The organism is Aeromicrobium sp. PE09-221 (assembly GCF_002174305.1).
Classification (GTDB): Bacteria; Actinomycetota; Actinomycetes; order Propionibacteriales; family Nocardioidaceae; genus Aeromicrobium.
Genome location: NZ_MIJB01000018.1, coordinates 16,819 through 35,581 on the forward strand (window position 1 = coordinate 16,819; position 18,763 = coordinate 35,581).

Sequence of the window (18,763 nt, forward strand, 5' to 3'; positions counted from 1 at the left end):
TGGTCCTTTCAGTCGTTGAGATGCAGCAGTTCGTGGAGAACATTCGGATGGAGCGGGAGCGAGTCGATCCGGACCCCGCGGTGGTGCAAGGCGTCCTCGACCGCATTGGCGAAGGCGACCGGGAAGCTCATGCTCGCGCCCTCGCCGGCGCCCTTCGCGCCGAGCCGTGTCATCGGTGACGGGGTCTCGAGATGCGCCATCGTGAGGGGGAACATCGACTCCGCCGTGGTGGGGATCAGGTAGTCCATGAAGGTGGACACCGGCTGACCGGCGTCGGAGTAGGCCATCTCCTCGTACATGGCGCCGCCCAGGGCCTGCACCATGGCGCCGTGCACCTGTCCCTCGAACAAGGTCGGGTTCAGGATCGTCCCCGGATCGTGGATGCTGACGACATCGTCGATCGTGATGTCGAGCGTCTCCGGATCGATCCGGACGCTGACAAGGTCGGCGACGAAGCCGTAGCAGAGCGAGGAGTTGACCTGGTCGGTGCGCGACGGCGCCTTCGCCTGCGGGGGAGTGAAGGCCACGTTGACCTCGAGCGTGGCCTCCTCGCCCTCGGGAAGGCGGCCCGGATCCCAATGGATGAGGCCTGCCGCGTGTTTGAACAGCACGGACTTGTCGGGGTCGCCGATGACGCGGACGGTGCCCTGATGCAGCTCCAGGACGTCCTCGGTGGTGCCGAGGATCACCGCGGCGGCCTTCTTGATGCGGTGGGCGATCTCGCGCGAGGCGTCGACGAGGGCCGAGGTGAGCAGCGGGGAGAACCGCGAGGAGTAGCTGCCCGAGGTGATCGTCCACGCGGTGGTCGCGGTGTCCATCTCGACGGTGGGGACCACCTGACCCTCGGGCAGGTCCAGCTCCTTGGCGACCACTTGTCGTGCGACGGTGGCGTGGCCTTGGCCCTGAGGCACGGTGCCGAGGGTGATGCCGACGATGCCCTGGGGGTCGACGCTGAGGTGTACGTGCTCGGTGGAGCCGGACTTCCCGCGACCTGGGGGCCGGTTCTCGGCGGGTGTCGCGAGGCCCACGTAGCCGATATTGGTTCCCGAGGGCTCGACGATGAGGGCGACACCGGTTCCGACCAGCTCGCCACGGGATCGCGCCTCCTCCTGCCGCGCGAGGAGGGCACGATAGTCGGACCGTTCCTCCAGCAGCTCGACCGCGCGCTGGTAGTCGCCGGAGTCGTAGATGCCACCGGTCGGTGTGGCATAGGGAAAGGCATCGGCGTGGATCAGGTTGCGCTTGCGGAAGTCCAGCCGGTCCATGTCCATGGTGCGCGCCGCGGCGTCCATGATCCGTTCCAGCGCGAAGTAGAGCTGTTGCCCGCCGAATCCCCGGTTCAGGCCCGTAGGGCACTTATTGGTGACCACGGCGCGGGAGCGGAGCCGGACGGTGTCGATGCGATAGGCGCCGGTCATGTTGCCGAAGCAGCGGTAGAGCGTCGCCGGCTCCGGGGGACGCAGATAGGCGCCGACGTTCTCGACGAAGTCGATGTCGATCGCCTCGATGATCCCGTCCGCGTCGACGGCGGCGCGAACCTTCATGTGCCGGTCCGATCCCGCCGAGCTGGACAGCAGGTGCTCCGAGCGGTCCTCGGACCACCGCACCGGGCGCTGGGCGTGACGCGATGCGAGCGCCATGAGGGCCATATAGGGATAGATCCCGGACTTGATGCCGAAGGATCCTCCGTTGTCGGCCGGCACGTGGAGCCGCAATTGGGAGGTGGTGACGCCGAGAGCGCCACACAGGACCGGGATCATGGAGAAGGGGCCGTGGAAGTTGGACCAGATCTCGACCTCGGGCCGCTCCGGGTCGTCGATCCAGGTGGCCACGACGCTGTAGCACTCCATCGGGGTGGAGGAGTACCGCGGGAAGTAGTAGTCGCCCTCCACGATGTGCTCGGCGGCGGCGAAGGCATCGTCCACCTCGCCGAAGACGAAGGTGCGGTCGCTGGCCACATTGGTGCCGGCACCCTCGTGCAGCAGGGGTGCGTCGGGCGCGGTGGCCTCGAGCGCGTCGACCACGACGGGTTCCAGGTCGTAGCCGATGTCCACCAGTTCGGCGGCGTCCTCGGCCGTATAGCGATCGGTGGCGACGACGACCGCCACCGGCTCTCCCACGTAGCGCACCTTGTCGGTGCCGGTGGGGTAGTAGTCCATCGGCGCTCGCAGCGAGAGCGGGAAGGGGCTCAAGGCCTCGGCGACCTCCTCCGGCCCGATCACGGCCGCGACACCCGGGTGCTCGCGAGCGCGGGTGAGATCGACCGAGGTGATGTAGGCGTGAGCGTGCGGACTGCGGACCACGGCCGCCACCAGCGTGCCCGGCAAGGGGTCCAGATCGTCGAGGAACGCGCCCTTGCCGGTGACGAGTCGGGCATCCTCGAGCCTGGCCATCGTGCTCACGGGGTTCATGCACCATCCTTCATCGTCTTGTTCACACCGTCTGAAACATACGGTGTGAACAAGACCGTAGGCCTAGGATGATGGCATGTCAACCGAACGCCTCAGTGCCACCTCGTTCGTGGTCCTGGGCTTGATCGCGTTACGCGGACCGTCCACGTCGTACGACCTGAAGCGGGCCACGGGGCACTCGATCGGCTATTTCTGGCCATTTCCGCATGCCCAGCTCTATTCGGAACCGCGGCGCCTGGTCGAGGCGGGCCTGTTGACCGTGCAGGAGGAAGCCGACGGCCGCCGGCGACGCACCTTCTCGATCACCGCCGAGGGGCGCGAGGCCTTGGCCGAGTGGCTCGATCAGCCCATCACGGAGCCCATGCAGATCCGCGATGTCGCCGAGCTCAAGCTGTTCTTCAGCGAACTGCTGAGTCTTGATACCAAGCGCCGTATGGCGCGCGATCAGATCCGTCAGCACACCGAGCGGCTGGAGGAGTACCGCGCGATCCAGAAGCGTTTCGGCGGACGCGAGGACGTGGCTCCCCGCCTGGTGCCGCTAGACCTCGGTATCGCCATGACGGAGGCGGCGCTGGCGTTCTGGGACGAGTTCGCGGAGCGGCTGGACGCCGAAGGGGAATGACCGCCAGCCAAGGCTCAGCCGCGGCGGCGGAGCCAGCGGGTGAGCAGGACGTCCTCGGCCTCCAATAGATGACCGAGTGTCAGCGATCTTCCGGCGAAATGGTCGGAGTGCGCTATACGAGGCCCGTGACCGGCTGCGAGCACCGGGGCGATCGTCAGACACAGCTCGTCGATGAGGTCCTCGTCCGCGAGTGCCCCGTGCAGCGAAGGCCCGCCTTCGCAGAGCACGCGGCGCAGGCCGCGGTCGTCCAGTGCCTTCAGCGCGGTCGGCAGGTGGACCACCTCCTCGCCGGCGACCACGACCTCCGCCACCTCGGCCAGTTCCGAGCGGCGCTCCGGGGGTGACGCGGCGGAGGTGATGACAATCTGCCCGGGTGCGATGAGAGCCTCGGGCAGGTCGAGACTTCGGCTCACGACCGCGATCGGCGGCACGGGGTCGAGGCCGAGCTCTGCCCTGAGCTCCGCATGCACCTCGTCGGGCTTGACCGGCTCGTAGCCTTCCGCCCGCACCGTCCCGGCAGCCACCAGGATGACATCGCACAGCGATCGCAGGAGGGCGAAGACGGTGGCATCAGGGTCCCCGCCGAGAGCGCCGGACACTCCGTCCTCGGTGGTGGCCGAGCCATCGACCGAGGAGGCGAAGTTCATCCGGACCCAGGGACGGTCCAGGCCTTCGGGATAGGCGTAGCGGCGTGCCAGATCGACCGTGTCGAGCATGAGGACAGCCTAGAAGCGCGCCCCGCCGTCCGCAGCGGTGCCTGGTCAACGTGGCCTCCCGGGTGGCGGTAGCTGGTCAACGTTATCGGGCGTCGGTCGGGTTGATGGAGTACCGCTAGGGGAGGCGAGAGGTTGCTGGGGTACCGCCGTCGAAGGCGTGGGATCAGCGGCGACGCAGGAACCAGACGAAGACTGGCGCGCCCGCCAGGATGATGAGCAGCCGCACCAGCTGCGCCGCCGTCACGAAGGTGAGATCGCCGCCGGTCGTGGTGGCGATGGCGAGCACGGCGGAGAAGCCACCCGGGGTGGTCGCGAGATAGCCGTCCAGAGAATTCAGCCCGGTCATCTGGGCGAGCCATGCGCCCATCGCCGCGCACATGGTCATGACGATGACGATGTTCAGCAGCGCGAGCGGCAACAGCGATCGGATCGTCGCCAAGGCCGCACGGGTGAACCGCAGGCCCACCGAGAGTCCGATCAAGACGAAGGCCGCCTGCTGGAGCACCTGCGGCACGCCCACGGTGCCGAACCAGCCGTGTGTGACCGCGGCGACGATCATCGGCCCGAAGACTCCTCCCGCGGGCAGCCGGGCGAACCGTCCCAGCAGCAACCCCACCGCGACGCTGACGGCGGTGAAGGCGAGGGCCGGCACGAGGTGCTCGGTGCTGGGGGTCCGGGCCGAGGTTCCCGCGCCCGACGGGTGGAAGACGAGGTTCACGATGAACGGCAGCGATGCCACGATGATGACGACCCGCAGGTACTGCAGGACGGTCACCACCCGGTCATCGGCGCCCAGATCCCGCGACATGACGGTCAGACCCGAGGCACCGCCGGGAACAGAGGAGAAGATCGCCGTCTCGGGGGTGATGGTGCCGCGGGCGCTCAGCATGAGTCCGAGGAGGACGCTGCCGATGATCGTGGCTAGGCTCACGAGCAGGACGATCGGCCAGTCGCCGCCGATGCTGCGGAGGGTGTCGAGGTCGATGCTGGCGCCGATAGAGGCCCCGAGGAGCGCCTGCCCCAGCAGGTAGAGCGGCTCGGGGAATCGCAGGTCCTGGCGCAGGAGGAGCGAGAAGACGAGAGCGCCGCCGAGGGCGCCGATCAGCATGGCGGCCGAGACGTGCAGGAGTTCCAGGATGCCGATGAGCGCCGCGACGATCGCCGCGAGCAGCAGCACCCTCCCGACACGTCTCACTCGGTGAAACTAACGAACCCGTCGTACCAGGGCACAGGTGCCCCGGTACGACGGGCTCGCCGGGTGATGCTTAGGCGAACATGGCCTCCAGCGGGACCAACTCCACAGCGCCGACGGCGTAGCGGGCCAGGAGGACCTGAGCGATCTCCTGCTCGGCCCCGAGCGGCTCCGCGACCGCGACGGCTCCGGCCTCGGTGGCCAGCTCCGCGACGCGATCGGGCAGGACGCCCGGCGCGAGGAACAGCATGCCGACCGCGATGTGCCGGCGTCCGTCCGCACGGTGCTGGCGCACGGCCTCACCCGCGGCGGGCGGCACGCTCGACGCGAAGGCGGCGATCGTCGGGAGCCGGTGATGGGCGCCCCACGCGCGCGCCGCGCGAGAGATCATCGCATTCGCGAGCGGATCGGAGGAGCCGGCGCCGGCCAGGACGAGCGCGTCGAGCTCGCGGACCCGGTTCTTCCGCAGCGACTCGCGCAGCCGCCGGTCCAGCACATGGAAGAAGGCCGACTCGATGCCGAGCACCTTCGTGACATGGATGGACAGTCCGCTGTGGCGATCGGTGGCCGCCTGCGCGGCCTGGGGCACGTCGACCTTGGCGTGATAGGCCTCGGTCAACAACAGCGGCACCACGACGATCTCCGAGTACCCCTCGGCGACGAGTCCGTCGACGACCTCGTCGAAACCGGGCTCGCACAGGTCGAGAAAGGCTGTCTCGATCCGGAGATCGGGGCGCATGCAGCGGGCGAGCTCCGTCAGGGCATTGATAGTGGCGGCCGATCGGGGATCGCGGCTGCCGTGGGCAAGAGCAACGAGTGCTGGTGCGGTCATGCTTCCCTCCTTCCGGGATGGGTGGTGATGGTGGATGGATTGAGTTGTCCGATGAACTTCAGGCTGAAGGCGCGCAGACAGCTGCGACACTCCCAGGCCCCGTGGGTCTCGCCGTGCGGACGCAGATCCTCGTCGGCGCAGTACGGGCAGTGGTACGGCATGGCCCTCGTGGTCATCGCAAGAGCTCCTCATCTGCTCGGGCGACCCAGCCGGCGAAGGTCTCATCGCCGTCGCGTTGCTCCAGATAGGTGCGCGCGAGCTTCTCGACATAGTCCGGGAGCTGGTCGGCGGTGACCTTGTGGGCCCGCAGCTTGCGACCGAAGCCCGCGTCGAGTCCGAGCGCTCCACCCAGGTGGACCTGGAAGCCCTCGACCTGCTGGCCGTTCTCGTCGACGACGAGCTGACCCTTCAGGCCGATATCGGCGGTCTGGATGCGAGCGCAGGAGTTGGGGCAACCGTTGACATTGACCGTGATCGGGCTGTCGAGCTCCGGGACGCGGTCCTCGAGCTCGGTGACCAGTTCGGCGGCGCGCTGCTTGGTCTCGACGATCGCGAGCTTGCAGTATTCGATGCCGGTGCACGCCATCGTGTTGCGCCGCCACTGCGAGGGGCGTGCCCGCATGCCGAGCTCGTCGAGGGCCGCCACGAGGGACTCGACACGGTCCTCCTCGACATCGAGCACGAGCAGCTTCTGCATCGGCGTCGTCGCGAGGCGGTCCGAGCCGTGGGCCTCGGCGACATCGGCGATCTGTCGCAGCAGCGTGCCCGACACGCGGCCCACGCTCGGCGCGGCGCCGACGTAGTAGCGTCCGTCCTTCTGCTGGTGGACGCCGACGTGATCGGACGGGGTGGTGGGGGCGCCCGGATCGTCGAGATCGATGAGCTCGCGCTTCAGGTACTCGTCCTGCAGCACCTCACGGAACTTCTCGATGCCCCAGTCGGCCACGAGGAACTTCAGCCGGGCGCGCGAGCGCAGGCGGCGGTAACCGTAGTCGCGGAAGATGCTGGTGACGCCCTCCCACACCTCGGGGACCTCGTCGAGCGGGACCCAGACGCCGAGCCGCTTGGCGAGCATCGGATTGGTTGAGAGACCGCCGCCCACCCAGAGGTCGAAGCCGGGCCCGTGTTCGGGGTGCACGGCGCCGATGAAGGCGATGTCGTTGATTTGGGGGACGACATCGTGGCCGGGGTGGCCGCTGATCGCCGACTTGAACTTGCGGGGGAGGTTCGAGAAGGCCTGGTCGCCGATGTAGCGGCTCTCGATCGCGTCGATCGCGGGCCGGCCGTCGATGATCTCGTCGGCGGCGACGCCCGCGACGGGGCTGCCGAGGATGACCCGGGGGCAATCGCCGCAGGCCTCCTGCGTGGAGAGCCCGACGGCCTCCAGTTCCTGCCAGATCGTCGGGACGTCGCGGACGTCGATCCAGTGGAACTGGATGTTCTGGCGATCCGTGAGGTCCGCGGTGTCGCGGGCGTAGCGCGTCGACAGGTCGGCGATCGTGCGCAACTGGGCGACGGTGAGCTGACCGCCGTCGATGCGCACGCGGAGCATGAAGTAGCGGTCATCGAGCTGCTCGGGCTCGAGGGTCGCGGTCTTGCCGCCGTCGATGCCGGGCTTGCGCTGGGTGTAGAGGCCCCACCAGCGGAAGCGTCCGCGCAGGTCGCCCGGGTCGATGGAGTCGAAGCCGCGGTGTGCGTAGATGTTCTCGATGCGAGCACGGACATTGAGCGGGTTGTCGTCCTTCTTGGACTGCTCGTTGGCGTTCAGGGGCTCGCGGTAGCCGAGCGCCCACTGTCCCTCGCCACGCTTGCGGCGCGGCGTGCGGGGGCGGGTGTCGGTGCCGGATGCAGATGCCATGAGTCTCTTTCGGGACAGGAGCGCACGGCAGGGCTCAGACGCGGGGAGATGCCGCGCGACCGGTTTGCGGGGAGGCAGAAGGGGTCGCTGGATTCAGCGACACATCATCGAACGCGCACGGCCGAGGTCCACGTGGAGGCGTTCCACGAGCCAGACGGTCTGTGCGGTGAGCATGGGACCAGTGTGTTGCCGCCGGGGGTCCGACACAAACTCGACTCTCACATTGTGGACACTATGTCCGAAGAATGAGATCAGCTGGATGTCTCCGGCGCCACGAGCGAGATCGCGAAGGCGGCCGCCGCGGTCACGGCCAGCAGTCCGACGGCCGTTATCGCCGCGATCGTCCAGGGCAGGAGTCCGCCCGCCGCCGCGCCCAGTGTGACCGCCGGATTCGCTGCGATGACGAGGACGATCGAGGGTCCGGAGCCGGCCGCGATGGCCGGGACGGCTATCAGTGCTTCACTTGCCGCACCGTCGACCGCGAGGACCACCCAGGCCGTGAGCACGCCAGTGAGAAGTGTGATCAGGCCCACATGCCAGAAGGTCGGATCGGCGAACAGCAGCGGTTCCCCGATCCGCGGACCGAGGGCTGAGGCACCGAACCCGGCCACGAGTGCGGCACCGAGTTGCACAACCAGCGTGGGCAGGAACTCACCGAACCGGGCCCGGCCGACCAGGGCGAGGGGAAGCGCCCAGGCGGCGTTGACCTCCGCCAATCCCGAGTGCTCGGCACTGCTCGCGCTATGTCCGAACCAGGCCAGCAGCACGGTGGTCGCTGCGACGGCAGCCACGGTGAGCACGGACGAGGCGGCGTGCAGCGCCAGGATCGCGGCGATGGTGAGCACGAAGGAGGTCGTGCCCGCCATCAGGAGCCGGCGACCGAGTGGCGCGATCACGTGCCGACCGTCCGAAACGAACGGCGTGGCAGCCGGCGGGACTGAGTTTCCATACCGCACACCGTAGACGGCCCTCGCGCCTCGATGCGCGATCGAATCGCGCCTGCCGGATTCGTGCTCCTCGCCTCGCTACCGTGGGAGCCATGGCCACCAGCGACTCGGTCGGCCGCCCGGGTGTGGTGGACGACCTCAAACGTGTGGTCGCGCGTACCTTCGCCGCGTGCATCCGCTATCGCGTGACCGGGATGGCGGCCGAGGCGGCGTTCTTCGCGATCTTGTCGTTGCCGCCGTTGATCTTCGGCCTCGCCGGGTCGATCGGCTTCATCGCCGCTCGTTACGACGTGGCGCAGCTGGACCTCTTCCGCCAGCGGATCATCGACCTGACTTCGCAGGCTCTCAATGACCCGACGGTGGATGCGATCATCGTCCCGACCCTCGACGAGGTGCTCAGCGGGGGAGGGCGGATCGATGTCATCTCGGTGGGTTTCGTGCTGGCGCTGTGGTCGGGATCGCGAGCCCTGAACGTCTTCATCGACACCATCTCGATCATGTACGGGCTCGGTGGTCACCGCGGGATCGTCAAGACACGAGTGCTCTCCTTCGGGCTCTACGTCGTCGCCTTGGCGATCGGGATCGTACTGGTGCCGCTCGTGCTGGTCGGCCCGGTCCTGGTGGGTCAGTGGATACCGGAGAACTGGCGCTGGCTCAGCGTCCTCTACTGGCCGGGTGTCCTCCTGCTGTCGACGGGATTCCTCGCGCTGCTCTACCACGTCTCGGTGCCCGTGCGGCAGCCCTGGCGCGTGGCTCTGCCCGGTGCGGTGTTCACCGTCACGATGTGGATCCTGGGAAGCTGGTTAGTGCGCTGGGTCCTGGACTTCAGCGACGGGGGTATGTCGATCTTCGGCCCGCTGGCGGCGCCGATCGCGTTGCTGCTGTGGCTCTTCGTGATCGCGATCTCGGTGCTCATCGGCGCGGCTCTCAATGCGTCGGTGTCCGGTGTCCTCCACGAGCGCCCCGATCGCGTCTGACACCCGGGTCCGACCTGACCCTCCGGGTCCGAGATGTGTCCGGTTATGGCCCCTCTGTCGGAGGTCCGAAGGGCCACAATCGGACAAAGGTCGCGTGTCTGCGGGAGGTATCCGACCCGTGAGACGCAGCGGGACTACTCCGGGAGCTTGGAGACGGTCACCCAGGGAGCGCCGTCGGTGACCTTCTCGAGCTCCTCACAGGTCAACTCGATGGCCGAGTTGCCGGTGCCGCAGGCGGGGAAGACGCTCGGGAAGCGCCGCATCGAGGTGTCGAGGTGCACCGTCGCGGAGTCGGGATTGCCGAAGGGGCACACGCCGCCGGGCGCATGCCCGGTGAGGCGCTCCACGTCGTCTCCCTTCAGCATCGAGGCCTTCAGCCCGAACTCGCGCTTGAAGGCGGCATTGTCCAGCCGGGCGTCGCCGGCCATCACCACCAAGATCGCGGTGTCCGGCTCGGGGCCGCGGAAGCTCAGCGTCTTGGCGATCCGGGCCGGTTCGACACCGAGCGCGGCGGCGGCCAGTTCGACCGTGGCGCTGGACTCGGCGGTGAGGATGATGTCCTCGGCGCGTCCGTGCGCGGCGAGGTGGGCGCGGGCGATCTCCAGCGACATGGGTCGATCGTACGAGTGTCAGGACAACGCGGTCGACGAGGTGGCACTCGGCGGGTTGTCGAGGAGGTCGAGGGTAGGACGTGTCGGTCCAGGCCGGGTCCGGTCGAAGAGACGAGAAACGGCCCCCGGACGAATCCGGGGGCCGCTCGATGGTGGGCGATACTGGGTTTGAACCAGTGACCTCTTCCGTGTCAGGGAAGCGCGCTACCGCTGCGCCAATCGCCCGTGCTATTGAGTTGTCCTGCGAGGTGGGTACGGGATTTGAACCCGTGTAAACGGATTTGCAGTCCGTTGCCTCGCCTCTCGGCCAACCCACCACTGGATGGGTCCGGCGAGACCCGCTCCGAGCGGATGACGGGATTCGAACCCGCGACCCTCACCTTGGCAAGGTGATGCTCTACCACTGAGCCACATCCGCGCTGCCTCATCAGCAGGCGTTGAGAACATTACACGAGCACCCCCAAGCCCCCAACGCGGGGTCGGCGTAGGGTCGGAGCATGAAGGCCTGGCTGAATGGACGATTGCTCGATTCTCCCCGCGATCCCGCGGTGAATGTGCTCGACCACGGCATCGTCGTCGGCGATGGGGTGTTCGAGACTGTGGCCGTGGTCGATGGCCGCCCTTTCGCGCTCACGCGCCATCTCGAGCGACTGATGCGTTCGGCCGAGGGGCTCGGCATCGGCCGCCCCGACCTCGACCTCGTGCGCACGGGGGTCGCGGCCACCTGTGAGGGTCAGGACATGCCCTTCGGGAGGATCCGTATCACGGTCACCTCCGGCGAGGGGCCGCTCGGTTCGCCGCGCGGGGACGGCCCGCAGACCGTCATCGTGGTGACCGAACCCGCGGAGCGTGCGGCATCGGTGAGCTCGATCGTGACGGTGCCCTGGGTGCGCAACGAGCGGGGCGCGCTGGCTGGGCTGAAGACCACGAGCTACGCCGAGAACGCGCTCATGGTGGAGTACGCGCGAGCGCGCGGCGGTTCCGAGGCGGTAATGGCGAACACGCGTGGCGAGCTGTGCGAGGGCACGGGATCGAACATCATGTACGCCATCGACGGGCAGCTGGTGACGCCCACCCTCGAGTCCGGGTGCCTGGCCGGGGTGACCCGGGCGCTCGCGATCGAGTGGCTCGGTGCCGAACTCGACGTGGTCGAGCGCGACGCGCCGATCGAGGTGCTCCAGGAGGCCGATGAGGTGATCCTGCTGGGTACGACACGCAATGTGCAGGCGATCGAACGGGTCGACGATCGCGAGGTGCCGGCGCCGGGTCCACTCGCCAGGGCCGCACAGGAGATCTGGGCGCGTGCGCAGGCCCAGCAGATCGACCCGTGACATTTGCACCTGACGTGGCGTGAGGTCCTACGTTCCTGGACATGAACACGCGACATGAGGTCCACCGCGACGACGGGGAGCTGGTCGGCTTCGTAAGGCCCGCCGGAGGAGGCTGGGTGACCGAGACCGTTTTCGGCCACGAGCTTGACCGATTCGACTATCGGGCGGACGCCGAGACCTCCCTGGCCGCCTCGGGGCTGGCCTATCTGGTGGACCGCTGGCGGCTGACCGACGGTGACCTCGCCGTGCAGATCATCGAGGCGAGTCCGGAGCGGGTCACCGTGCTGGTGATCGACTTCGGCGCGTCCGAGCGCTATGGCGAGCGGATCAGCCTGGACGCCCCGGTCGGCGATGGGCTGCGGCGGGAGCCATGATCGGGAGGTGGAGGCCGGTTGACGGTCGCTGGGGGAGGATGCGCTAGAGTTGCCAACGCACTGATGGGCGATTGGCGCAGTGGTAGCGCGCTTCGTTCACACCGAAGAGGTCACTGGTTCGAACCCAGTATCGCCCACCCAGTGAGGAACCCTTCGGCCAGCGAGAACGCAGGTCGGAGGGTTCTTCGGTCTCCGCCCGCATACGTCTACCCGGAGCGCCGGGGACTCCCGGACAAAGTTCCTCGGCCGTGAGACGCCGGCATTGCCGCGACAGTTGCCGCTGAGCTCCCTCGATGGCTCGTCGAGGTACGTATATCGCGCACGGTGGTGCTGTAGGGGTCGCGATCACGACCCCCACAGCACCACCGTGTCACTCCGTGGGGCGCAGCGAGGCCCGGCGGAGTTTGCCGGTGGCCGTACGGGGAAGCTCGTCGCGGAACTCGACAATGCGCGGATATGCATGCCGGCCGATATGGGTGCGCACCCGGTCCTGAAGACGCTTGATCAGTTCATCGTCGGAGGGTGCCTCGCGCGACTTGACCACAACGGCCCGGACGATCTGACCACGGCTCGCATCGGGCGCGGCGACTACCGCGACCTCGGCCACGCCAGGGTCCTCCAGTAGCGTGGACTCGACCTCGGCGGGACCTACGTTGTAACCGGAGGTCACGATCACATCGTCAGCGCGCCCGTAGAAGCGCCAGCCTCCCTGCTCGGTGCGCTCCATCAGATCGTCGGTGACGAACCAGTCGTCGATCCATCGCCGCTGCCAGGCGTCCGGTGCGTTCGCGTAGCCGATTGAGAGTTGGAAGGGGGGCCGACGGACGGCGACCCGCCCGCGTCCCGACTCGACGGGCGCGCCATCGTCGTCGACGAGGGCGACCTCGAAGCCGGGCACCGTTCCCGAGAGCGTCCCGTGCTCGTTGACCGGCGACCCGATCGTGTCGCCGAGCACCATGCCGACCTCCGTCAGACCATAACCGTCTCTCAGGGGGAAACCCGCCAGCTCCGACCACTTCTGAGCGGTCTCACGATCCAGCGGCTCGCCGGCGGTGTTCGCGCCGCGCAGGCTGGCGGGGAAGCCGGTACGTCGAGCGGCCTCGAGCACCCGCCGATAGGCGCTGGGCGCCCCGGCGATGAAGGTCACTTCCTCCTCGTCCATGAGGCGCAGCCATGCCTTGGGGTCGAAGTCGCCGGTGTAGACGATGCGCGGCACGCCGAGGGCCATCAGTGTCGCACCGGTGGTATAGAGGCCGTAGGACCAACCCGGGTCGCTGGTGGCGAAGACCAGGTCGTTCTCATCGACGCCGAAGACCTCGAGGGCATAGGGCATCAGCGCGACGAAGGCCGAATGCGGGAGGATGCAGCCTTTGGGCGTGCTGGTGGTCCCGCTGGTGAACATCAGGGTCGCCGGGGTGTCACCGGTCGTGTCGGCGACGGGGCCGTCGGGCGCAGCTCGCTCGATCTCCGCCCAGAAGCTGATGTCTCCGCGGCGGAGTCCGGCTCCGCGCCCTCCCGCGACGGTGAAGACGTCCAAGTCGGCATCGAGGCGCTCACTCGCCTCGTCGACCACGTCGCGCCAACGGTGGTCGACCACGACCGCCGTCGCCTTTGCCGCGGTCAACCGGTCCGCCACCGCATCGGCGCCGAAACCGACGAAGAGGGGAACGTAGACGAGACCGGACCTCCAGGCGGCCAGCGCGGTGACCCACGCCTCGACCTGGCGCGTCAGCATCGCCGCCACGCGGTCGCCAGGCTTGAGCCCGGCTTCGGCGAACATGCGCGAGGCCTTCGCGGCCTGTTTCGCCAGCCGGTGATAGGTCCAATGCTCGGTGCTGCCGTCCGGGTGACGCACGATCAGAGCGAGTTTGCTGCGATCGTGGGCCCACTTGCCGCACACCTCGTCGAATGTGTTGAACCTGTGGTCTGAATCCTGGTTCAGGCGCTCGGTGATCTGGCGCCAGACCTCGTCGGTCGTCCTCTGCTCCACGGTCCGCCCTCCTCGGGGGAGTCGTATATCAATGCGTCAAAAACAGACTGATCGGTATGTTACTCACGCGCGGAAGATTTGTGAAGCAGGTCACCGTCAGCGTTGTGGGGCCGTCATGATGCCGTGGAGCAGGATGTCGCAGAAGCGATCGGCGATCTCTTCCGGGGACAGGTCGCCTTCGGGATCGATCCACAGGTAGCTGTAGTTGTGCATGCCGAGCACGGCCTTGACGGCGAGGGAATCGCCGTGGTGAAACAGTCCGGCCGTCTCCCCTTCGTCGAGGATCTGCCGCCAGAGATCCTCGAAACGCGAGCGGAGCTCGACGACGCGTTCCCGGCGCTCCCCACTCAATGAGTCCGCCTCGCGGAAGTAGACCGTCCATTCGTCGCGGTTGTCGGCGATCACCCGCATGAGCTTGCGGCTCATGCGCCGGAAGCGCTCCTCGACACCGAGCGGGGAGCTCAGCAACTCCTCGCCGAAATCCACCATCTCCTGGACATGCTCGATGCTGATCTCGTAGAGGAGCTGTTCCTTATTGGTGATGTGGTGATAGAGCGCCCCCCGGCCCAGGCCGACGGCATCGCCCAGCTCGCTGAGACCGGTAGCGTGGTAGCCCTGGCGAGCGAAGAGATCGGCTGCGGTGCGCAGGATTCGTTGCTTGGTCCGTGAACCTTTGCGGGTCCGCGAATGTGAGCGTGGGGCCGGCGCGGGGTCGGTGCTCATGGGTGCTCCTTTGGACTGGGGCGATGAATGACGGACGGCGTCGTCATCGTACCGATGCCGGAGCCGGCTCCCGAGGGCTCAGATGCCGCGGTCCGGGAGGAGCGCGTCGCACCTCTGTATCGGACCGTTAGGTCCAATAGAGAGGTGCGACGGCACCGATGCGTCCTTGTCACGGACTCAGTGGTGTTGGACCTTCGCAGCTGGCGGCACGGTCAGCGCGATGATCGACACCACACAGGCGGCCGCGAGATAGACCGCGAGGGCCCACTCGCCGTCGGTCGCCGAGGAGATAGCCACGGCAATGAAGGGTGCCGTCGCGCTGAACACGACGCCGCCCATCTGGTACGCCACCGAGGCACCCGTGTAACGGACGGCTGCCGGGAAGAGGGCGCTGACATAGGCGGCCACGGCCGAGTACGTCACCGCGTGGCCGATCGTCACGATCAGGATCATGGCCGCGAGGACCGCCAAGTCGCTACCTGTGCCCAGCAGCCAGAAGAACGGGTAGGCGATGAGAGCCATATAGACCGCGCCGTAGATCAGCATCCTGCGCGGGCCGATGCGGTCGGCCAGGATAGAAGCGGCGGGGACCGTGAAGATGTCGATTGCGCAGGCGACCAGCAACGACAGCAGGAGCGTCTGTCGGGAGAGGTCGAGGTCGCTGGGGCCATAGGAGAGTAGGAAGACCGTGACGAGGTAGAACGGCACGAGTGAGGTCGCCTGGGTGAACACACCGACGAGGAAGGCCGGCCGCTGGGTCCTGAGAACCTCGAGGATCGGGAAGTCCGCGACCCGGTTCTCGTCCTTGACCTTTTGGAATTCCGGGGACTCCACGATCTTCAGTCGGACATAGAGGCCGATGATCACCAGCAGGCCGCTCGCCCAGAAGGGGATGCGCCACCCCCAGGACATCATCTCGGCCTCGGGCATCAGCTCCACGAGGAGGAAGGCGCCGGTGGCCAGCAACAGGCCAGCCGGGACGCCCGCTTGGGGGAAGCTGCCGTAGAAGGCGCGCTTGCGCGGGGGAGCGTGTTCCACGGCCATGAGGACTGCTCCGCCCCATTCGCCGCCCACGGCGAATCCCTGGATCATCCGGCAGATGACCAGGAGGATGGGGGCCGCGATGCCGATCTGGTGGTAGGTCGGGATGAGTCCGATGCACACCGTCGCCGCTCCCATCAACAGGAGCGACAGGACGAGCATCCGCTTGCGTCCGATGCGGTCGCCGAAGTGGCCGAAGACGATGGCTCCCACGGGCCTGGCGAAGAAGGCGACGCCGAAGGTGGCGAAGGAGGCGAGCGTGCCGATTACCGGTGAGAGGTCGGGGAAGAACGCCGTATTGAAGACGAGTGCCGCCGCCGTGCCGAAGATGAAGAAGTCGTACCACTCGATGGCAGTCCCCGAGAAGCTGGCGATGGCGACCCGGCGGGGACTCACGGTAGGCATACCGGCCCGCCCGTCCTGAACCTGAGGGTCGTTGCTGGTCGTCACGTGGATGTCTCCGTTCGCTGGATGCCCGGGCTGCTTCATGTTCCCGGCCTCGATGGGGGGAAGCCGCGGCCGCGTGAGGCGTTGTGCCGTGCATCACATCCTGAGCTTTCATCACGGGGGTGTCAAGAGGAATGGATCGTTAGGTACGATATTTGTCGACTGCTCTGATTCTCCAAAGCTTGCTATTGCAATGGTTGTGCATGGGACAGGGGTGAGAGCTGTTAAAAGAATGGAATGATCGGTATAGTCGCGCTCGAGGGGCGAACCCCGACGACCGTTGATCCACGAAATCCGAGGCGTGATGAGAATGACGACGAGCGGCCAGGCCGAAGGCCTTCGCGAGGACGATTACCAGGTACTGCGTGAGCAGATCTTCGAGGCGATCTGGACCGATCTCGATCCGTTGGAACAGCAGATCGAGGACGAGGAGCGCATCCCCAACGAGACGGTGCTGCCGATCCTCAGTCGTATCGGCGCCTTCGGCCTGCTGGTGCCCCGCGAGTACGGCGGCAGTGGACTGTCGATGCGCCAGTACCTGCCGATCCTCGCGGAGTTCGCCAAGATCCAAGGCGGGATCCGTGTGATCGTGCACGTGCACAACTCCTTCGCTCATGCGCTCTCGGAGATCGGCAACGCGGAGCAGCGCGCGGCGGTATTGCCGGGTGCCGCGACCGGAGAGAAGTCGGTCGCCTTCGCGCTCACCGAGCCGGACCACGGTACCGGCGCCGACCTCGGCTCCCACGCTGAGCGTGACGGTGACGAGTACGTGATCCGCGGTGAGAAGTGGCTCATCACCAACTCCGATATCGCCTCGCACTTCATCGTCTTCGCCAAGACCGCCCAGAAGGAAGTCTCCGCCTTCCTCGTTCCTCGTGAGACCAGTGGCCTGTCGATCGAGCGCCTTCCCGAGACCATGGGATGCAAGGGCGGTGAGCACGGACGGATCACCCTGGACGGCGTGCGGGTGCCGGCTTCCGCGATGATCGGCGCGGAGGGCCAGGGCGGGGCTCACTTGGAACGCGCGCTGGAGATCAGCCGGGTCTTCATCGCCGCCAGCTCTCTGGGCACCTCCGAGCGTGCTCTGGAGCTCTCCTTGAAGCACGCCCGGGAACGGGTCACGTTCGGCAAGCCGATTGGTGCGCGACAGGCGGTGCAGCGCTACCTCGCCGAGATGGCCACCGATGTCTACGCACTGCGCAACCTCCTCGCCGATGCCGCCGACAAATGGGACGGCGGACGCCGCATCCCGGCGGAGGCCAGCATGATCAAGCTGTTCGGCCTCGAGGCGGTAGGTCGAGTCACCGATCGTGCGCTCCTGGTGCACGGCGGTATCGGCTACACCCGTGCCCTGCCGATCGAGCGGTTGTACCGGGACGCGCGACTGAACTGGCTCGAGGAGGGCACCCCCACCATCCAGTACGCGGTGGCCGCACGCGAGTTGCTGGACGGTTACACCTTCGACGACTCCTTCGGCGGGGAGACCCGCTGATGCCGTCGCAGGATGATGCGATCGTCTTGATCGATGGGGCCCGTACGCCGTTCGGCCGTTTCGGCGGCGCGCTGTCGAGCCTGAGTGCCCAGCAGCTCGGTGCGCGGGCCATCGCGGGTGCCTTGGGTCGCGCGGCGATCGATCCGGCCCGCGTCGACCAGGTGATCGTAGGTCAGGTACTGACCGCCGGGGGTGGTCAGCTCACGGCGCGGGTGGCCGCCACGGAGGCCGGTATTCCGATGGGCACGCCTGCCCTCAATATCAATCGCATGTGCCTGTCCGGGGTGGACGCGATCATGCTCGCGCAGCAGACCATCGCCACCGGCCAGGCCGATGTGATCGTTGCGGCGGGCCAGGAATCGATGAGCAACGCTCCGCATCTCCTTCCCGGCAGCCGCCGTGGGTTCCGCTACGGTACCGCGCCGCTGATCGACCATCTCGAGTTCGACGGACTGCAGGATGCCTTCACCGAACAGTCGATGGGCGCACTGACCGAGTCGCGCAACGCCGAGTACGGTGTCTTGCGGGAACAGCAGGATGCCTACGCCGTCGAGTCACACCGGCGAGCGGCACAGGCCGCGGCGGCGGGACTGTTCGACGGGGAGATCGTGCCGGTTACCATCAGCGGTCGTGGCGGCGACCAGGTGGTGGATGCCGACGAGGGCATCCGCGCCGATGTCACGGCTGAGGGTCTGGCCGGGCTGCGCCCGGCGTTCGCGCCGGACGGCTCGTTGACCGCCGGCAACTCCTCGCCGATCTCCGACGGCGCGGCCGCGGTGGTCGTCGCGCGGCGCAGCGTCGCTGAGAAGCTCGGTGTCCCCTGGCTCGCGGAACTGGGGGCCGGTGCGGTGGTCGCCGGGCCCGACTCGGGCCTGCACGAGCAGCCGGCGAATGCCATCGCGAAGGCCTGTTCACGGGAGAACCTCGCTGTCGGCGATGTGGATCTCGTGGAGATCAACGAGGCATTCGCGGCTGTCGTGCTGGCATCCCGGGATCGTCTGGGACTGGATCAGGATCAGCTCAATGTCAACGGCGGAGCCATCGCGCTAGGTCACCCGATCGGCACATCCGGTGCCCGGATCAGCCTGCATCTGGCCCGTGAGCTGGGCCGCCGCGGCGCTTCGCGTGGTGTGGTGGCGCTATGCGGCGGAGGCGGCCAGGGGCAGGCGCTCGTGCTGCGTGCCGCCAGTTGAGCCCGG

17 protein-coding genes and 4 tRNA genes are annotated in these 18,763 nt (G+C 67.5%); 7 read left to right on the plus strand and 14 right to left on the minus strand.

The window, feature by feature from the left end:
- Nucleotides 1-8 precede the first annotated feature (8 nt).
- Nucleotides 9-2,411: a xanthine dehydrogenase family protein molybdopterin-binding subunit gene (locus BHE97_RS09340; protein WP_087623772.1), complete on the minus strand. Its 2,403-nt coding sequence runs from the start codon at nucleotides 2,409-2,411 to the stop codon at nucleotides 9-11.
- A gap of 76 nt (nucleotides 2,412-2,487) precedes the next feature.
- On the opposite strand from BHE97_RS09340, the gene BHE97_RS09345 reads away from it, so the two are divergent.
- The gene (locus tag BHE97_RS09345; protein WP_087623773.1) at nucleotides 2,488-3,033 is read left to right on the plus strand and encodes a PadR family transcriptional regulator; all 546 of its coding nucleotides are present in this window, start codon (nucleotides 2,488-2,490) and stop codon (nucleotides 3,031-3,033) included.
- 14 nt (nucleotides 3,034-3,047) lie between these two features.
- Here the strand turns inward: BHE97_RS09345 and BHE97_RS09350 are convergent, their stop codons facing one another.
- The 6 genes from BHE97_RS09350 to BHE97_RS09380 form a co-directional block, all read right to left on the minus strand.
- Nucleotides 3,048-3,749: a pyrimidine reductase family protein gene (locus BHE97_RS09350; protein ID WP_087623774.1), complete on the minus strand. Its 702-nt coding sequence runs from the start codon at nucleotides 3,747-3,749 to the stop codon at nucleotides 3,048-3,050.
- Nucleotides 3,750-3,912: 163 nt separating this feature from the next.
- The gene (locus BHE97_RS09355; RefSeq protein ID WP_087623775.1) at nucleotides 3,913-4,944 is read right to left on the minus strand and encodes an AbrB family transcriptional regulator; all 1,032 of its coding nucleotides are present in this window, start codon (nucleotides 4,942-4,944) and stop codon (nucleotides 3,913-3,915) included.
- 70 nt (nucleotides 4,945-5,014) lie between these two features.
- A complete protein-coding gene (locus tag BHE97_RS09360; RefSeq protein ID WP_087623776.1) occupies nucleotides 5,015-5,773 on the minus strand; it encodes a sirohydrochlorin chelatase in 759 nt (252 codons plus the stop codon).
- Nucleotides 5,770-5,949, minus strand: coding sequence for a hypothetical protein (locus BHE97_RS09365; protein ID WP_087623777.1), 180 nt, complete (start codon nucleotides 5,947-5,949; stop codon nucleotides 5,770-5,772). The genes BHE97_RS09360 and BHE97_RS09365 overlap by 4 nt, the downstream gene beginning before the upstream one ends.
- Nucleotides 5,946-7,631, minus strand: a complete 1,686-nt coding sequence (locus tag BHE97_RS09370) for a nitrite/sulfite reductase (RefSeq protein ID WP_087623778.1) — start codon at nucleotides 7,629-7,631, stop codon at nucleotides 5,946-5,948. The genes BHE97_RS09365 and BHE97_RS09370 overlap by 4 nt, the downstream gene beginning before the upstream one ends.
- Before the next feature lie 251 nt (nucleotides 7,632-7,882).
- Complete coding sequence (locus tag BHE97_RS09380) at nucleotides 7,883-8,527, minus strand: hypothetical protein (RefSeq protein ID WP_087623780.1); 645 nt, start codon at nucleotides 8,525-8,527, stop codon at nucleotides 7,883-7,885.
- A gap of 143 nt (nucleotides 8,528-8,670) precedes the next feature.
- Between BHE97_RS09380 and BHE97_RS09385 the strand changes: the two genes are divergently transcribed.
- Nucleotides 8,671-9,555 (plus strand): YihY/virulence factor BrkB family protein, encoded by an 885-nt coding sequence (locus BHE97_RS09385; RefSeq protein WP_087623781.1) that lies wholly within the window; start codon nucleotides 8,671-8,673, stop codon nucleotides 9,553-9,555.
- A 134-nt stretch (nucleotides 9,556-9,689) separates the two neighbouring features.
- On the opposite strand, the gene BHE97_RS09390 is transcribed toward BHE97_RS09385, so the two are convergent.
- The 4 genes from BHE97_RS09390 to BHE97_RS09405 all read right to left on the minus strand — a co-directional run bounded on the left by BHE97_RS09390 (nucleotide 9,690) and on the right by BHE97_RS09405 (nucleotide 10,584).
- Nucleotides 9,690-10,166, minus strand: a complete 477-nt coding sequence (locus tag BHE97_RS09390; RefSeq protein WP_087623782.1) for a YbaK/EbsC family protein — start codon at nucleotides 10,164-10,166, stop codon at nucleotides 9,690-9,692.
- 150 nt (nucleotides 10,167-10,316) lie between these two features.
- Nucleotides 10,317-10,391, minus strand: a tRNA-Val gene (locus tag BHE97_RS09395).
- A gap of 21 nt (nucleotides 10,392-10,412) precedes the next feature.
- Nucleotides 10,413-10,483 (minus strand) — tRNA-Cys (locus BHE97_RS09400).
- A 29-nt stretch (nucleotides 10,484-10,512) separates the two neighbouring features.
- Nucleotides 10,513-10,584, minus strand: a tRNA-Gly gene (locus tag BHE97_RS09405).
- 79 nt (nucleotides 10,585-10,663) lie between these two features.
- On the opposite strand from BHE97_RS09405, the gene BHE97_RS09410 reads away from it, so the two are divergent.
- The 3 genes from BHE97_RS09410 (at nucleotide 10,664) to BHE97_RS09420 (ending at nucleotide 12,008) form a co-directional block, all read left to right on the plus strand.
- Entirely contained in the window at nucleotides 10,664-11,497 is an 834-nt protein-coding gene (locus BHE97_RS09410) for an aminotransferase class IV (protein WP_087623783.1), read from the plus strand.
- Between the two features lie 41 nt (nucleotides 11,498-11,538).
- The gene (locus BHE97_RS09415; protein WP_087623784.1) at nucleotides 11,539-11,871 is read left to right on the plus strand and encodes a hypothetical protein; all 333 of its coding nucleotides are present in this window, start codon (nucleotides 11,539-11,541) and stop codon (nucleotides 11,869-11,871) included.
- Nucleotides 11,872-11,936: 65 nt separating this feature from the next.
- Nucleotides 11,937-12,008, plus strand: a tRNA-Val gene (locus BHE97_RS09420).
- A gap of 233 nt (nucleotides 12,009-12,241) precedes the next feature.
- Here BHE97_RS09420 and BHE97_RS09425 read toward each other — a convergent pair.
- The 3 genes from BHE97_RS09425 to BHE97_RS09435 all read right to left on the minus strand — a co-directional run bounded on the left by BHE97_RS09425 (nucleotide 12,242) and on the right by BHE97_RS09435 (nucleotide 16,075).
- Nucleotides 12,242-13,861, minus strand: coding sequence for an AMP-binding protein (locus BHE97_RS09425; RefSeq protein ID WP_087623785.1), 1,620 nt, complete (start codon nucleotides 13,859-13,861; stop codon nucleotides 12,242-12,244).
- 96 nt (nucleotides 13,862-13,957) lie between these two features.
- Nucleotides 13,958-14,584 carry a TetR/AcrR family transcriptional regulator gene (locus BHE97_RS09430; RefSeq protein WP_087623786.1) on the minus strand — a complete coding sequence of 209 codons (627 nt, stop codon included), beginning with the start codon at nucleotides 14,582-14,584 and terminating at the stop codon, nucleotides 13,958-13,960.
- Between the two features lie 177 nt (nucleotides 14,585-14,761).
- Nucleotides 14,762-16,075, minus strand: a complete 1,314-nt coding sequence (locus BHE97_RS09435) for an MFS transporter (RefSeq protein ID WP_201791396.1) — start codon at nucleotides 16,073-16,075, stop codon at nucleotides 14,762-14,764.
- A gap of 307 nt (nucleotides 16,076-16,382) precedes the next feature.
- On the opposite strand from BHE97_RS09435, the gene BHE97_RS09440 reads away from it, so the two are divergent.
- On the plus strand, nucleotides 16,383-17,564 hold the full coding sequence (locus BHE97_RS09440; protein ID WP_087623787.1) for an acyl-CoA dehydrogenase family protein: 1,182 nt from the start codon (nucleotides 16,383-16,385) through the stop codon (nucleotides 17,562-17,564).
- Nucleotides 17,564-18,757 (plus strand): acetyl-CoA C-acetyltransferase, encoded by a 1,194-nt coding sequence (locus tag BHE97_RS09445; RefSeq protein ID WP_087623788.1) that lies wholly within the window; start codon nucleotides 17,564-17,566, stop codon nucleotides 18,755-18,757. Before BHE97_RS09440 ends, BHE97_RS09445 begins: the two co-directional genes overlap by 1 nt.
- The last annotated feature ends 6 nt before the right edge of the window (nucleotides 18,758-18,763 follow it).

What these genes read in the sequence shown, in the direction of transcription:
- BHE97_RS09350 (WP_087623774.1), bottom strand. Translation starts at nt 3,749, where the DNA reads ATGCTCGACACGGTCGATCTGGCACGCCGCTACGCCTATCCCGAAGGC.
- BHE97_RS09385 (WP_087623781.1), top strand. Translation starts at nt 8,671, where the DNA reads ATGGCCACCAGCGACTCGGTCGGCCGCCCGGGTGTGGTGGACGACCTC.
- BHE97_RS09390 (WP_087623782.1), bottom strand. Translation starts at nt 10,166, where the DNA reads ATGTCGCTGGAGATCGCCCGCGCCCACCTCGCCGCGCACGGACGCGCC.
- BHE97_RS09410 (WP_087623783.1), top strand. Translation starts at nt 10,664, where the DNA reads ATGAAGGCCTGGCTGAATGGACGATTGCTCGATTCTCCCCGCGATCCC.
- BHE97_RS09445 (WP_087623788.1), top strand. Translation starts at nt 17,564, where the DNA reads ATGCCGTCGCAGGATGATGCGATCGTCTTGATCGATGGGGCCCGTACG.
- BHE97_RS09415 (WP_087623784.1), top strand. Translation starts at nt 11,539, where the DNA reads ATGAACACGCGACATGAGGTCCACCGCGACGACGGGGAGCTGGTCGGC.
- BHE97_RS09370 (WP_087623778.1), bottom strand. Translation starts at nt 7,631, where the DNA reads ATGGCATCTGCATCCGGCACCGACACCCGCCCCCGCACGCCGCGCCGC.
- BHE97_RS09345 (WP_087623773.1), top strand. Translation starts at nt 2,488, where the DNA reads ATGTCAACCGAACGCCTCAGTGCCACCTCGTTCGTGGTCCTGGGCTTG.
- BHE97_RS09360 (WP_087623776.1), bottom strand. Translation starts at nt 5,773, where the DNA reads ATGACCGCACCAGCACTCGTTGCTCTTGCCCACGGCAGCCGCGATCCC.
- BHE97_RS09365 (WP_087623777.1), bottom strand. Translation starts at nt 5,949, where the DNA reads ATGACCACGAGGGCCATGCCGTACCACTGCCCGTACTGCGCCGACGAG.
- BHE97_RS09440 (WP_087623787.1), top strand. Translation starts at nt 16,383, where the DNA reads ATGACGACGAGCGGCCAGGCCGAAGGCCTTCGCGAGGACGATTACCAG.
- BHE97_RS09430 (WP_087623786.1), bottom strand. Translation starts at nt 14,584, where the DNA reads ATGAGCACCGACCCCGCGCCGGCCCCACGCTCACATTCGCGGACCCGC.
- BHE97_RS09340 (WP_087623772.1), bottom strand. Translation starts at nt 2,411, where the DNA reads ATGAACCCCGTGAGCACGATGGCCAGGCTCGAGGATGCCCGACTCGTC.